The sequence below is a fragment of the Mesorhizobium sp. WSM4809 genome (assembly GCF_055811655.1).
The window spans coordinates 38,561-52,610 of the sequence record NZ_JBVVQW010000027.1 but is presented as its reverse complement, the minus strand read 5'-3'; the positions used below and the strand labels follow the sequence as shown (position 1 = coordinate 52,610).

Here is a 14,050-nt window from a genome sequence, read left to right as displayed (position 1 = left end):
ATCGTAAGCACCCGCAAGAGCTATGCGGAGGCTTCGTCCTTTGAAGGTGAGGTGCGTCGTCTGGAGGATGCGGGCGTGCTTGTGACGACCCAGCGTCTAAACGATGGCAAATACATGGCGGAGGAGGGCGCACACTACTGGGTCTTCCAGGTACCCGATAGAGCCACAGCACCAACGGAGAAACAGCTATGACCACGCTGCCGCAAATCTCTCTGGCGAAACTGACAGCCGATGCAACGCGAAACGCAGAGCGCGAGCGCCTGCGCCTGGCCTGTGAAGAGTATGGGTTCTTCTATCTTGAGCACGGAATCCCGAAGGAACAGATCGCAGAAGCGATCCAGGCTTCCCGGCGGTTCTTCGCGCTGCCGCAGGCTGTCAAGGAGCGCTACGGTCACACCGCCCAATACGTGTACCCCGCCACCGCCCGCGGATACAGTCCGTTAAACGGCGAAACGCTACATCCCGAGGCCGGCCCTGATCCAAAGGAGATGTTTGACCTCGGAATCGAGAATGAAGGTGACCGGCGTCCGTTTGCTGGCCGCACACGCCTTCCGGATGAGGCAATGGCTCCTGGATTCGCTCGAAGCCTGCTAGCTTTGCAGGCGACCGTGGTCAACGAGGTTGTGCCGCAGCTCGGGACCGCGCTTGCCGACTTGCTCGATATGGAAGAGGACTGGTTCCGGCGCCATTTCAGCCCACCGACGGTACTCCAGCGTGTGATCCGATATCCATCCGCTGGTGGCACGGCCGGAAAGCATACCGACAACGGGTTCTTTACGCTGCTGCTGCAGGAGGAACTCCCCACGCGCTCCTTGCAGGTGTGGTTCGGGGGACGCTGGGTGCCGGCGCCCAGCTTGCCCGACAGTCTCGTTGTGAATCTGGGCGACATGCTTCAGGCCTTGAGCGATGACCAATTCAAGAGCACGCCCCATCAGGTCGTGCACACCGGTCCTGCCGAACGAATTTCCCTTCCCTTCTTTATCTATCCCGACATTGACGCTCGCCTGACTTCCCGGCAACGGAAGCACACCTTTAGCGTCGCGGAAGTGATGCTGCGCAACTTCGAATCGATCTGGCAAACCGGAAACGGCGCCGGACGGGCGCGAGAGTTGCGGTAGGCGGGCTGGCTCGGTTTTCTTGAGGTGCCCAAATCGGTGACGGCACAACCCTCACGTTCGCCAGCGGACACCTCGCGAATTTAAGCAGCGCCATATGGCTGATCGGGGTAGCTCAGCGCTGCGCAAGCTATTATCGTGCTGCGCCTGGGCCATCATCGTCGTTGCTGCGCCCCGTCCTGCTGATTCTTTGGGTCGTCTTTCATATCCTCGAACGTCAGAGCCAACTGGTCGATCTACCGCGGTCACGTTGGCAGTGGATTTGGGCTCGAACTTAGCGGTCCGTATCTGCTCCCGGCAATCAGCGCTTTCTCCGACGCATTCCCACAGTCACGGCGAGTTCGGCCAAACGTTCATGCGCTCGACCGCCAAGGCGACCAAACGAAAACCCGCGATCAGTGACTAACAGTCTTGGAGAAAACGTTGATCACTACGACGCCGCAAATAATAAGGATGATCCCCAATACCGCAGGCAGATCAAGTGGCGTCCTATAGACCTGAACGCTCACTATGGTTGTCAGCACGATGCCGACGCCGCACCAGATTGCGTATGTGACACCCAGGGGAATCAATTTGAGGGCATGGGAGAGAAAGAACAATGCGACGACGAAGCTGGCGATGGCAGCTGCAGTAGGTCCAAGCTTCGTGAATTGCCGTGTTTCGGGCAACAGCGATGAACCGATGACTTCGGATACAATGCCCAGCACCAGGGCGCTGTAAGCGATGACCAGAGGGTTCATGAAGTCACCTTCTCGAGCGATGCCTGACAAGCCTCTCCAGAAGGGTGCGTAGCCAAGGCGTACGGCATTTTCGCGGCAACAGTGAGGTCCATTCGGTCGACGAGCGCCATGGGAATCCCATTGTCATGGTCCTTACCTATATGTTGCTGTGGTGCCGCCCGGTCGAGGCTGTGGGTACAAGCGCTTTCAGAACGTCCGTCATCCTGAGCGTGCCCACGCGGGCTCCGTCTGAGTGCACTGCAAAGAATTTGTCAGCAGCTCCCTGGGATCGCAGGATCGCCCGCTCCAAGGTCTCGTCCCCGTCGAGGACTTCATAGCCGTCGTCGTCAGTGATCGTCTTCTCCATTACCGATCGGACCCGCAGGACGCGGGCGCGGTTGATATCACTGACGAAGTCTTCAATGTAAGGGTCGGTCGGGTTGAGGAGGATGTATTGCGGCTCCCCCTGCTGCACGATCTCCCCGTCCTTCAGGATCACCAGGTGGTCCGCAAGCTTCAGAGCCTCATCGAGGTCATGAGTGATGAATACGACGGTCTTCTGAAGGTCCTTCTGCAGCTCGAGCAGAAGGTCCTGCATGCTCGACCGGATGAGCGGGTCCAGCGCTGAATAGGCTTCGTCCATGAGCATCAGCTCGGAGTTCGACGTCAGAGCCCGGGCGAGGCCAACGCGCTGCTGCATGCCCCCCGAGAGCTGATGGGGATAGAGCGCCTCCGAGCCCGCGAGGCCGACCCTGCTCAGCCACTTGAGGGCCGTTTCATCAGTTTTGGCCCGTCCGTCTCCGCGGACCGAGCATGGCATGCCGGCGTTTCGCAGCACCGTCTCATGCGGAAGCAATGCAAACTTCTGAAAGACCATCGACATCTGGGTCCGGCGCAGCTGCTGGAGTCTGGCCCGGTCGAGCTTCATGATGTCTGTACCATTAACGATAATCTCACCCGCCGTGGGGTCGACGAGGCGGTTGAGGTGACGGATCAGGGTCGATTTTCCCGAGCCCGAGAGGCCCATGATCACCGTGATCTCGCCTTTTTTGATCTCGACGTTGATGTCGCGCAGCCCGAGCACATGGCCGTGCGTCTGCAGCATGTCCTTCTTATGCATTCCCGACTTCGCGTAAGACACCATGGCTGGCGCATTGTTGCCGAAGATCTTGTAGAGGTTGCGGATTGATACGAAGCTCTCGGTCATGCTCATGTCCGCGGCTGGTGCATCTTGTTGACGCGCTGGAGGGCCGCCCGGCTGACTCGGTCAAGCACAATGGCCAGGAGAACAATGCCGAGGCCTGCGACGAGGCCGACGCCGAGTTCAAGTTTGTTGATACCGCGCAGAACAAGCGTTCCCAAGCCAGGCGCAGACACTAGCGAAGCGATGACGACCATGGATAAAGACAGCATGATGGTCTGGTTGATGCCCGCCATAATGTTTGGCAAAGCGAGCGGCAACTGGACGCGGTAGAGTTTTTGGGAGGAGGTCATGCCAAACGCCTCCCCCGCTTCCAGAACGTCCTTATCCACCAACCGGATGCCCAGATTGGTAAGCCTGATAGATGGGACGATCGCATAGAAAATGATTGCGATGCCGTAGAGCTTCGGCTCCGTGACGCTGAACAGGAAGATCAGCGGGATAAGATAGACGAAGGTGGGCAGCGTCTGTAGCAGGTCGAGAAGAGGCGTAAGCCAGCGCTCCAGACGGTTGCTGCGCGACATCGCGATGCCGATAGGCACGCCTAACAGGACACAGATGAATGTACAGACCATGATGATGGCGAGGGTCTGCATGGCGTAACCAAAGTGATCAATGAACGCCAGGGCTAGAAATGCCGCCAATACGAAGATCGTCACCCCGATGCGGCGCCCGGCAAAATGGGCGATGGCGACCAGGATTATGATCGCCGCCCACCATGGAAGAGACTGCATCAGGTCGATGGCGTTGCGCAGCGCCCAACTCAATGGCTGGGTAACCGGGTCCAGAACGACTTTCACGGGGTCTTTCACATCAAGGAACAGGCGTTCCAACCCGGCTGTCATGTCGCGGGTGCGCGGGATGGCGCCGCAGGCCTTGTGGAGGACGTCCAAGGATGGAAACGGGAAAGATTCGGCTTGGTCGGCCCCCGCCGCGCCAGCCTTGGCAAGGAGATCGTCCATCGACATGGGACCGCCGATGGCGCCGGCATCGCACCAGAACCGCAGTCCAAGCGAGTCAAAAGCTCTTTCGTACGCTGCCATGGATCGCCTTATATCGCGGGAATCCGGCAGCCACGCTCATCAGAGCGTGGCCACCGGAACTGGAGGAGATTTGCTTGTCGACGTTTGAGGTGCCGCCAAGCCTTCGCGCCTTGCCAAATTCACTCAACAGGTCGGTCACCTCCGTTGGGTGCGGAGCCCAGGTGAATGACGGATCTCACTTGAGGACTGCCGCGAGCTTTTCCTTGGCTTCGGGGCTGAGCCAGTCCGCCCAAGTCGTTTTGTAGCTGGTCAGAAAGTGGACCGCCGATTCGTCGGCCGAAGCCTTCTTGCTATCCTGCCAGGCCAGTGTCTCGCTCATCTGCTCATTTGTGAAGGTCACCTTGGACATGAGCGCCGCAATCTCCGGCTCGCGCTTCTCGAAATCCGTCGTCGCGGCCGTAACCACCTCTGCCGGCGGATAGGCCGACTTACCGGGTGTCTTGCAGGTTTCTACCGCGTTGCAGGCGTGAATCTCGGGGACGTACGGGCCAATGTCGACCTTGACCATCTTGTACTTGCCGAGAACGGACGTCGGACCCCAATAGTAACCGAACCAAGGCTGCTTATTCTCGTTGGCCGCAGCTATCGCGGCTGCCAACGTCTCTCCGGAGCCGTGATTGAAAACTTCTATGCCGTGGCCTTTAAGATCGAAAGCCTCAGCCAAATGGTCGTTGGTGATCTTGCAACCCCAGCCTTCCGGGCAATTGTGGAATTTGCCGCCCACCCAGTCGGGATGCGCCAGAATGCCGTCGATCTTCGCAAGTTCCGGATGTTCGTCCACGAGGTATTGCGGAACCCACCATGCGTCGATGCCGCCGGGGGTGAGGACATGGCCCAGCGTCTTAACTTTGCCGGCGGCCACCAATCCTGGATAAGCCGGCGCGCCATTGAGCCAGAGTTCGGTAACAATGTCGGGGCGGCCGGTCTCAGCAACTGAGGTGACCGCCGTAGCCGTGGCCGATGGGACCACCGTGACCTTGCAGCCGTATCCCTGCTCCATCAGGAATTTGGAAACGGCAGTGACGATCGATCCCGAGGCCCAGTTCATCTCGGTGATCGTGACGTCGCCGCATTTTGCTTCGGCCGCGGTCGCCGCGAGCGTTGCGATGAATACAGCGGCGCTGAGTTTCAACGTGCGTGAGAGCATTGCCTTCTCCTGTTGGTTTTCCATTCCAGGCGATGTCCTCGGCAGCCTGCGCTACCGAGCCGGTTCCCCCACATCGTCAATTATAGGATCACTTAGCATTTAACTAACGAATATAATTCGACCCTGACATCGAGTTATTCGATGCTCGGCCTCAATCGATGGCGAAGCGAGTCACGGCGGCCTCGTCGAAGGTGAAACCTGTCCCGGGACGGGTGGGTATCAGGATGTCGCCATCCACGATCTCCATCTCTTCGCGAAAAAGTGGGGCGTACCACGGCATATGCTCGACGGAGATACAATTGGCGGCTGAGCCGGCAATGCAAAGGCTGTGCTCCGTGAAAATATGGGTGGAAATGGGCAGGCAATACGCCTCCGCCAAGGCTGCCACCCGGCGCATTTCGGTGAGCCCGCCAATCCTTTGGAGGTCCGGCATCAGCACATCGGCGGCGCGTGCTTCGATCGTGTTGCGGATGCCGAAGCGGGTCCACTCCGTTTCACCCGAGGCAATCGCAATGTGGAGCGCATTCCGGACCTCGGCCTGGCCGATGAGGTCGTGGACGGAAACCGGTTCTTCGAGCCAGCCGACGTCGAGTTCCTCGAGCATCCGGCCTAGGCGGATCGCCTGCTTCGGCCTGAGCGCCTGGTTGGCGTCCGCGAGGAGTTCGATTGAGGGTCCAACCGCCTCGCGGACAGCCCTGACGCGCTCAAAATCCTCTCGAGGGTTTTCTTTGCCGACGCGCACCTTCATCGCCCGGAAACCCTGGTCCAGGAGGGTCGCCGCTTCATCAACCAGCTCGTCAATGCTCTGGGATAACCAGAGCCCGCCACTGGCATATGTGCGGATGCGATCCCTGCACGCTCCGAACAGATGGTGCAGCGGCCGGTCCGCGCTTTTGCCGACCAGATCCCAGCAGGCCGTGTCGAGCGCGGAGAGCGCGGAGATCGTGACGCCCGCATAACCGGTCGGATTGATTTCAGACCAGATGGCCGAATTGATCGCCGTCACGTAGTGAGGATCCTGGCCGACAATGCGATGCGAAAAGCCGCGGACCATCTCGTCGAACGATTTGAGCCGGACTGCATTCAACGTGAAGATATAGCTTTGGCCCACCAGTCCAGTGTCAGTTTCTAGGTATACAAGCAGGCATCCGACCGACCGCATGTTATGAATGGCGGTCGTGATCGGCTTGGCAAAAGGTACGTCGGTCAGTCGTGTCTTCAACGCTGTAATTTTCATGTCATTCTCCGGCAAGGGACTGGAATTCAGGTGATTGTGTCGCGCAGGGCCTGCACGGCGGTCTCGATAAATTCCGGCGCAATGACGTCAATACGAACGGCGACAAAGACTGTCCGTTGAAACCGCGGTGCTCCCTCGACCACATGCAGGCGTCCGGACTTGACCTGAGACGCCACGGATTCGGCCAGAAAATACCCGGAGCCGTTGTTGGCCAGGATATGATCCATGGCTACCGCGGAACTGCGGATTGTGAGTTTGTGGCTGAAAACGCCCGGAAAATGCATGCTGTGCTGAGCCCGGAACGTCTCGCCCCAATCCACGAACACGTACCCCGGGACAACCCCGCTCTCCACCGGACGCGGTTTCGACGAGACCATCACGAGTTCTTCGCTGATGAGCGGCTCGATCCGTGCTTCCGCGCAATGGCGCGGATCATAAAGGACGGCAATGTCAAGCAGGCCGGCGCGCAGTTTCTCCATGAGAATGTCCGAGCGCTCGCTGATGGCGCTCGCGACGCCGTCGGGCAGCGCCTTTGCCATTCGTTCCAGCCAGCCCGGCACGACGCGCGGCCAATGATTGTCTTCAACACCCAGCGTGACAAAGGCATTCAGGCCCTCTGGCAACGTCGCAACTTGCTGGCCCCGCTCCCACGAACGCACGATATTCACTGCGCTAGCGTGGAATTGATGACCGCCCGTCGTAAGCGCAACTCCGTTGCGCTTGCGGTGAAACAGTTGGCGGTTCAGTCGGCGTTCAAGCGCCTTTATCCGGGCGCTGATGGTCGACTGGGTGACATTGAGTTGGTCGGCGGCGTGCTGGAAGCTGCCTGTCGTGGCGACTTCCAAAAAAGCCTTGATGTGCTCGATGTTCATTGAAAGGAAACCCCATTAAATCGAATTCCTCGATATGAGTCGGTAATTATATTCGTTTGCCACGTCAACCAGAGTGAGGAAGAGTGGGCGGGTAGAAAAAGCGCCGGCGTGACGGAGCAAACTCTGGCTGGCCAACGGAGACATTTATGCGGATTGCATTCATCGGGTTGGGCAACATGGGCGGGCCAATGGCCAGCAATCTGGCGCGTGCCGGGTACGAGCTTGCCCTTTTCGACCTGGATTCAAATAAGGTCGAGGCCGTGCGGGCGACTGGCGCAGCGGCCGGCAACCGAGCAATCTCGTCCGCCCCCACCGCTGCGGAGGCGGCCGCCGGAGCCGACATAGCCTTCACATCGCTGCCAAACCCGAAGATCATCGAGGCCGTGGCGCTGTCGGAACAGGGCATTCTCGCCGGGCTGCCGAAAGCCGCCGTCTGGATCGACCTTTCAACCAACAATCTGGAGTGCGAACGACGCATCCGCGCTGCTGCCACCGACCGGGAGATTGCCTTTCTTGACGCACCGGTAACTGGCGGGATTGAAGGAGCAGCTGCCGGTACTCTGATGATCATGGTTGGCGGCGACAAGCATGTATTTGCGCGGTGCAAGCCAGTTCTGGAAAAGATTGGCAACCGGATCATGCATCTTGGCCCTCATGGAGCTGGCTACGTGGCCAAGATTTCGCAGGTGGTGCTTTGCTACCTCAACTCGGTCGCGCTGAGTGAAGCCCTGATGCTGGGAGTGATGGGCGGGGTTCCTGCCAAGACGATGCTTGGAATCATTCAAGGCAGCACTGGAGCGAGCTATGTCGCGGACCGATACGGTCCGGCTATTCTTGACGGAAGCTACGATCCTGGCTTTGCGCTCGGTCTTGCACATAAAGATTTGGTCCTGACCCTGGAGCTGGCAAGGACGGTTGGCGCCACGTTGCCCATGTGTGAACAGGTTGAGGCAATCTACAAAAAAGCTGTCGACCAGTACGGGTTTGACCAGAACCACCTCATGGCCGTGAAGCTCTTGGAAGAGCAGAATGGCACATTCCTCCGCTCCATCTGACAATACGATCGAAAGGACAACCAATGGCACATGAGATGAAAGCCGAGGACTTCAGCGTCCAGGGCGGCCATGCCAACATTTCCAAGGAAGAATGGGAAGCGCGCGTCGACCTCGCTGCTCTGTACCGCCTCGCCAACATGTATGGCTATGACGATCTTATCTGGAACCACATCACCATGCGTGTCCCAGGCACCGATCACCAGTTCCTTCTGAACCGCTTCGGCCTGCTTTATAATGAGGTGACGGCGTCGAACCTGATCAAGGTCGACGAGCAGGGAAAGGTCCTTTACGGCCCGCCGGACGTCAACACCGCAGGGTTCATCATCCACTCGGCAATCCATAACACCCATCACGACATGAAGGTAGTGTTCCATAGCCACGCGCCGGCAGGCCTCGCCATCACGGCGCTACAGGATGGGCTGGAGTTCCTGACGCAGGACGGCTCGATGCTTTGGGGCGACATCGGCTATCACGACTGGGAAGGCCTGTCGCTGACCCTCGAGGAGCGGGATCGTCTCGCCAAGAACATCGAAGGCAAGAAATGCCTGATCATGAAAAACCACGGGTTCCTTGCGGTCGGCGCGAACGCCGGCGAAGCGTTCATGAACCTTTATTACACCGTCCGCGCGTGCCGTGTACTGATCGATGCCTATTCTACCGGCCTGAAGCTCGACAAGAGCAGTGAGGACATCTGGCGGCTAGCGCACCGCCAATACGACGATTTCCCGCTCGGCAAATATGAGTGGCCGGCGCTTTTGCGCCAGTGCGACCGGGTCGATCCTTCGTATCGCTATTAATCGAACAGCTTGAACCCGGCGGAGACTGGCCGGGCTTTCCAGCGCCTACTGTCTGCAGAAGCCTTGCCCGGAGGTCGAATGGCCATCCGTTCCCTTCGTGCGGGCCTATTCTCCTCCAAGGGGGCGCCCAAACCTATGACCATCCTGTTGAACAACCATGGCTACGATAATGAAAGTTGGCGAAAGGAAATCAGCCGCCAGCTTCCTGAATTGCCCGTCAAAGTGTTCGGTGAACCCATCGACCCCAACGAAGTCGTATATGCGATGGTCTGGAACCACCCTGCCGGCGATCTCAATCGCTATCCGAATCTCAAGGCAATCTTCTCGCTCGGCGCCGGTGCCGAGCATTTCGTAGCAGATGCAAGCTTGCCGGACGTCCCGGTAATTCTGCTCGCTGATCCGGCCGTCGCCCGCGACATGGCTGCCCATGCCCTCTACTGGGTACTAACGTTCCACCGGCGGTACGCGGACTACCGATCGCAGCAGCAAGACCGGATCTGGCATCGTAAGCAGATCGTCCCCACGAGAGAGTTTCGCGCTGGTGTATTCGGCCTGGGCCGCATCGGCACAGAGGTCGCCAGCCGCATTCGTGATTTTGGATACGCCGTGAGCGGTTGGGACCGCAGCGCTCGACAGATCGAGGGTATCGACTGCTATTCCGGAAAGAACTCGCTTGCTGAGTTCCTGGGCCGCAACGACGTGGTCATTAATGCCCTCCCCTTGTCCCCGAAAACCCGCCACTTCCTCGATGGCAAGATTTTCGCGGCGATGCGCCCAGGTGGGTTTTTCATCAACATCAGCCGGGGAGCGGTTGTCCATGATGAAGCCTTGCTAGACGCCCTTGACCGGGGGCACCTTTCCGGCGCCGCCCTGGATGCATTCGCCCAGGAACCGCTTCCTCCCGAGCATCGCTACTGGTCGCATCCCCAAGTGTTCGTTACGCCTCATATGTCCGGTGCAACATTTGCGTCGAGCGCAGTTGCCGTGATAGCCGACAATGTGCGCAAGCTTGAGCGCGGATTTGAGGTCTTTCCGCTGTTCAACCGGGAAGCAGGCTATTGACGCTGCCGGCATGTGGCCAAGCTCTTACTTTGTATCACCGCCGCTCCGATAGGCCCGCAGTCGTGGCACGCTGCTGCGTCGACACGTTCAAGAACCGTCCGGTCGGAAGGTTGCGTGCTTCGTGTGGGGCGATCTGGTGCGCCTCTCGAAAGCACCTCGAAAAGTGGGACGCCGACACGAAGCCGCAGCATACCGCAATTTCAAGAATCGGCATGGCCGACTGGGCCAGCAGGAGCTTCGCGTGTTCCAATCGCAATTCTCGGAAGTAGCGGCAGGGAGAGCGACCGATATCATTGCGAAACAGACGCTCCACCTGCCGCCGCGACAGCCCCGCAGCCGCCGCAAGGTCCGTCATGGTCAGCGGGGCGGCCAGATTCCTCTGCATCAATTCGATCAGTTTCACGACGATCGGGTTGAGCCTGCCATGCTGACGCAGCAGCGGCACTCGCTGGCGCTCATCGCCCGTGCGGACACGGCCGGCGACGGCCAACTCCGCAACGCTTACCGCAACAGGTTCGCCGCAATGATGTTTCACAAGCTCGATCATCATATCGAAGGCTCCCGTGCCGCCTGCGCAGCTCCAGATATCGTTGTCGACCTTGTAGACGGTCGCCTCCGCCTCGACGCGCATAAACCGCTCTTCGAATCCCGGCAGGGCCTCCCAATGGACGGCGCACTTGCGCTCATTGAGCAGACCAGCTTTCGCCAAAGCAGCGACACCACTCCCGAATGCGCCCGTGTCAATGCGGCGCTGCCGGCATTCGCGCAACCACGCGCTCAGCACCTTGGTTTCACGACCTTCATCAGGCTCATCGCCGCAGACGAGAGCCAGTGCGGGTCGTTCAGGCTGCTGCAGATACCTGCGTTCTTGGGCCAGGTCGGCGTCAGCCGCGACAACAATACCGCAACTGGCCCGTACGGCTTCGCCCAAGCGGGAAACCATACGCCAACGAAAGGCTTCCCGTCCGGCCGCTTTGTTGGCGAGGCGAAAGACGTCCAGGGCAGACGACAGAGCGAGGAGTTCGAACCCGTGCGCCAAGTAAAGGGTGACGGTAACTGGCTCATTGGCGGAAACGGACGCCCAAGCGTCGCCGGACCAGTGGTGGACCATGTCAGACTCTCCGCCGTGCTCTCTCAGCGACACCGGATAACCGGCTCGCGCCCTATTTGAGGGACGGGGACAATAGGCGAAAGGACATTTGCGTCGGCATGACAGTAGATTTGCGACAAGGCCCCGGTTCATCAGCGAAGCCGGTACAAAAAGTACGCCGGGCCCTTGCCCCGCTCTCTGTCGGTTTTCTCCTGCTCCATCGGTTTACCCTAGGGGCGTTTGCCAATTTCGTTGACGTGCTGCGTCTGGCCGCCGACGAAGGGGACCGCAGCCGCCCGATCCGCTGTCAATGGCGGATCATCTCGCCTGACATGTCGACAATCCTGTCCAGCTGCGGCGTTGCCATCTCTCCCCATGAAAGGATCGGAGACCTTCGCCGCTTCGATTACCTCGTGGTTGTGGGCGGGGTTCTTGGCGAGGAAAGCCTCCTGGTCGACAAGAGGTTCGACGACCATCTGCGGCATGCTGCCGAGGCAGGCATACCGCTGGTGGGCCTGTGTACCGGCTCATTTATCTTGCACCGCGCCGGCCTCATGCACGGCTACAAGTGTTGCGTCAGCTGGTTCCACAATTCAGATTTCTTGCGACTTTGCGAGGGACTACAGGCCGTGTCAGACCAGATCTTCGTCGTCGATCGAGACCGACTGACCTGTTCGGGGGGAGCCAGCGCCGCACATCTCGCAGCCTTTCTGATCGAGAGGCACCTTGGTAAGGCCCCGGCCGCCAAAAGCTTGCGGATCATGATGTTCAACGAGGTAGCAAAGGGCGAGACCGCCCAGCCAACTGGAAGCCTGCAGGTCGTCGTCCGGGACGAAATTGTGAAACGAGCGGTGCTGGTGATGCAACATCACCTGGAAGTCCCGCTGACTATCGGCCGCTTAGCCGACAAGCTCGGCATAAGCAAACGAATAGTTGAACGCCACTTTCGGTCGGAGCTCAGCAGCTCACCTCGAGCCGTCTACACGCAGATCAGGCTTGATCATTCGTGCCATCTTTTGCTGAGAACGGACAAGTCTATTTCCGAGATTGCACTTGAGTGCGGATTTTGCGACGGTTCGCATCTGAACCGGATTTTCCGCGCCAATTATCTGCGGACTCCTCAAGAGTTCCGTTCGCAGGGAGCAGTTCTGGCGGATGGGTGCGGAACAAAGACATCGAAACCGGCCTGAACGAGTGTTTTAGCCGTCCGAGCCCGGCTACGGTCGGCGAGGGAATGGTCATTCGTCGATATCCGATTGGCCTGGGATCTTCCTTGGTGTCAAATCTGCGGGTTGCTCTCTCCGCACTTTCTTGGCGCGAGACCCAATCGTCCTTCTTCTTGTCGTGGATGAGCTCACATCGGCCCCCTGTTGGCATTCGACTATTCGCCAATTGCAGCCAAATCAATTGGCCCAACGCTGCCACATCGCAAGCCTCGAAAAGCCAGCTTCGAAGTAGAGCTTTGCCACCCGCACATTTGAAGGCTATGCTTGCCTTATCGGCAGCGATTTGCGTCGGACACGGCCGACTGTAAGAGGGTACTCGCTCTTGCCCGTACGGGAGAGCGCCATGCCCCAATCCCTTCTTCGCAACCAGCTTTTGAAAGCGCTATCCTCGGAGGATTTTGCACTTTTGCAGCCATCGCTGCATCAGGTCGAACTGGCCATCAAAAGCCAGCTGGAGGTCGCATATCAGCCGATCGCGAGTGTCTATTTTCCGGAGACGGGTATTGCCTCGGTGGTCGCCACAATGACGGGCGGTCGCAAAAGTGAGGTCGGCCTCATCGGCTACGACGGCATGACCGGCATTGCGGTCATACTCGGCCAGGACAGGTCTCCCAATGAGACCTATATCCAAGTCGCCGGCCAAGGCTGGATCCTGTCGGTCAAGAGCCTTCGCGGCGCGATCGCGATAAGCCTGACCCTTCGCGAGTCACTGCTGCGCTATGCCCATGCGTTCCTTGTCCAGTCGTCCCGGACGGCACTGGTTAACGGCCACTCGAAAATCGAGGAACGCCTGGCCCGCTGGTTGCTGATGGTCCACGATCGCGGTGACGGAGACAAGATTTACCTGACGCACGAATTTCTGGCGACCATGCTTGGCGCTCGTCGGCCCGGCGTCACGACCGCCCTCCAAATGCTCGAATACCGGGGACTGGTCCGCGCCACGCGGGGTGAAATCACGATCGTCGATCGCGCCGGAATGATAAGGCTCACGCACGGCGCTTATGGCGAGGAGGAGCAACGCCATTTCGGCTCGGTTCCGTGTGATTGTCCGGAATCAGACAGAGCCTTGCAAGCTGCGGAATTCCGGCCCTAAGTCGTTTGGTCAGGGTTTCAGGGAGGAAATTCTCGATGACCAACGCTTTTCACTCGGTCACGATTGAACGAGCAGCCGAAGCCTATGTCCTTTCCAGGGGCAAGGCCCGGTTCCTCTCCATCGCACAGGCGATCCGCGCCATCCGAACACTCATGCCCGCATGCAAGGCGACCGACCGCGAATTGGAGGAGTTGCTGGCGGCGGCATCGATCATTCACGGTGTCCGCGTCGCTTTCGACGCAAGAACGGCGGAAGCCGCAGAACCGCGGCTCCACTCGTAGCGACGACGCCGGCGCCTGCGCAGTCCCACACCTTATCGGAGTTCGCCAAGCGACGGTCCGCCATCTGATCGATAACGTCGGCAGCCCGTGCTATTTCGGTGTCCGAGGTTCG

The 14,050-nt window shown here is 59.2% G+C and carries 14 protein-coding genes and 1 pseudogene; 8 read left to right on the top strand and 7 right to left on the bottom strand.

All coding sequences use genetic code 11. The annotated features are described in order from the left end of the window. Together AC0L24_RS32155 and AC0L24_RS32150 are read left to right on the top strand one after the other, a co-directional pair. Window positions 1-192: pseudogene (locus AC0L24_RS32155) on the top strand (class I SAM-dependent DNA methyltransferase); the annotation flags it as partial. After that, window positions 189-1,118 carry an isopenicillin N synthase family dioxygenase gene (locus tag AC0L24_RS32150; protein WP_473564886.1) on the top strand — a complete coding sequence of 310 codons (930 nt, stop codon included), beginning with the start codon at window positions 189-191 and terminating at the stop codon, window positions 1,116-1,118. The pseudogene AC0L24_RS32155 and the gene AC0L24_RS32150, both read left to right, overlap by 4 nt. 392 nt (window positions 1,119-1,510) lie before the next feature. Here AC0L24_RS32150 and AC0L24_RS32145 read toward each other — a convergent pair whose 3' ends face one another. The 6 genes from AC0L24_RS32145 to AC0L24_RS32120 all read right to left on the bottom strand — a co-directional run bounded on the left by AC0L24_RS32145 (window position 1,511) and on the right by AC0L24_RS32120 (window position 7,334). Then, window positions 1,511-1,855 (bottom strand): DMT family transporter, encoded by a 345-nt coding sequence (locus AC0L24_RS32145; protein WP_473564885.1) that lies wholly within the window; start codon window positions 1,853-1,855, stop codon window positions 1,511-1,513. 136 nt (window positions 1,856-1,991) lie between these two features. After that, window positions 1,992-3,047, bottom strand: coding sequence for a quaternary amine ABC transporter ATP-binding protein (locus AC0L24_RS32140; RefSeq protein ID WP_473564884.1), 1,056 nt, complete (start codon window positions 3,045-3,047; stop codon window positions 1,992-1,994). Further along, the gene (locus AC0L24_RS32135; RefSeq protein ID WP_473564882.1) at window positions 3,044-4,078 is read right to left on the bottom strand and encodes an ABC transporter permease; all 1,035 of its coding nucleotides are present in this window, start codon (window positions 4,076-4,078) and stop codon (window positions 3,044-3,046) included. The genes AC0L24_RS32140 and AC0L24_RS32135 overlap by 4 nt, the downstream gene beginning before the upstream one ends. Window positions 4,079-4,253: 175 nt before the next feature. Next, the gene (locus tag AC0L24_RS32130) at window positions 4,254-5,249 is read right to left on the bottom strand and encodes an ABC transporter substrate-binding protein (protein ID WP_473564881.1); all 996 of its coding nucleotides are present in this window, start codon (window positions 5,247-5,249) and stop codon (window positions 4,254-4,256) included. A gap of 127 nt (window positions 5,250-5,376) precedes the next feature. Continuing rightward, a complete protein-coding gene (locus tag AC0L24_RS32125) occupies window positions 5,377-6,462 on the bottom strand; it encodes a mandelate racemase/muconate lactonizing enzyme family protein (RefSeq protein WP_473564880.1) in 1,086 nt (361 codons plus the stop codon). Between the two features lie 26 nt (window positions 6,463-6,488). Beyond that, window positions 6,489-7,334, bottom strand: a complete 846-nt coding sequence (locus AC0L24_RS32120; protein WP_473564879.1) for a LysR family transcriptional regulator — start codon at window positions 7,332-7,334, stop codon at window positions 6,489-6,491. Window positions 7,335-7,480: 146 nt separating this feature from the next. Here AC0L24_RS32120 and AC0L24_RS32115 point away from each other — a divergent pair, with 146 nt between their 5' ends. From AC0L24_RS32115 to AC0L24_RS32105, 3 genes are all read left to right on the top strand, one after another. Next, window positions 7,481-8,389, top strand: coding sequence for an NAD(P)-dependent oxidoreductase (locus AC0L24_RS32115; protein WP_473564878.1), 909 nt, complete (start codon window positions 7,481-7,483; stop codon window positions 8,387-8,389). 23 nt (window positions 8,390-8,412) lie between these two features. After that, entirely contained in the window at window positions 8,413-9,186 is a 774-nt protein-coding gene (locus AC0L24_RS32110; RefSeq protein WP_473564877.1) for a class II aldolase/adducin family protein, read from the top strand. Between the two features lie 135 nt (window positions 9,187-9,321). Then, on the top strand, window positions 9,322-10,248 hold the full coding sequence (locus AC0L24_RS32105) for a 2-hydroxyacid dehydrogenase (protein ID WP_473564876.1): 927 nt from the start codon (window positions 9,322-9,324) through the stop codon (window positions 10,246-10,248). A gap of 34 nt (window positions 10,249-10,282) precedes the next feature. Here the strand turns inward: AC0L24_RS32105 and AC0L24_RS32100 are convergent, their stop codons facing one another. Next, window positions 10,283-11,359, bottom strand: coding sequence for a GlxA family transcriptional regulator (locus AC0L24_RS32100; RefSeq protein ID WP_473564875.1), 1,077 nt, complete (start codon window positions 11,357-11,359; stop codon window positions 10,283-10,285). A 98-nt stretch (window positions 11,360-11,457) separates the two neighbouring features. Between AC0L24_RS32100 and AC0L24_RS32095 the strand changes: the two genes are divergently transcribed. From AC0L24_RS32095 to AC0L24_RS32085, 3 genes are all read left to right on the top strand, one after another. Further along, on the top strand, window positions 11,458-12,528 hold the full coding sequence (locus AC0L24_RS32095; RefSeq protein ID WP_473564874.1) for a GlxA family transcriptional regulator: 1,071 nt from the start codon (window positions 11,458-11,460) through the stop codon (window positions 12,526-12,528). Between the two features lie 379 nt (window positions 12,529-12,907). Then, the gene (locus AC0L24_RS32090) at window positions 12,908-13,657 is read left to right on the top strand and encodes a Crp/Fnr family transcriptional regulator (RefSeq protein ID WP_050596325.1); all 750 of its coding nucleotides are present in this window, start codon (window positions 12,908-12,910) and stop codon (window positions 13,655-13,657) included. Between the two features lie 35 nt (window positions 13,658-13,692). After that, complete coding sequence (locus AC0L24_RS32085; protein WP_473564873.1) at window positions 13,693-13,938, top strand: hypothetical protein; 246 nt, start codon at window positions 13,693-13,695, stop codon at window positions 13,936-13,938. The last annotated feature ends 112 nt before the right edge of the window (window positions 13,939-14,050 follow it).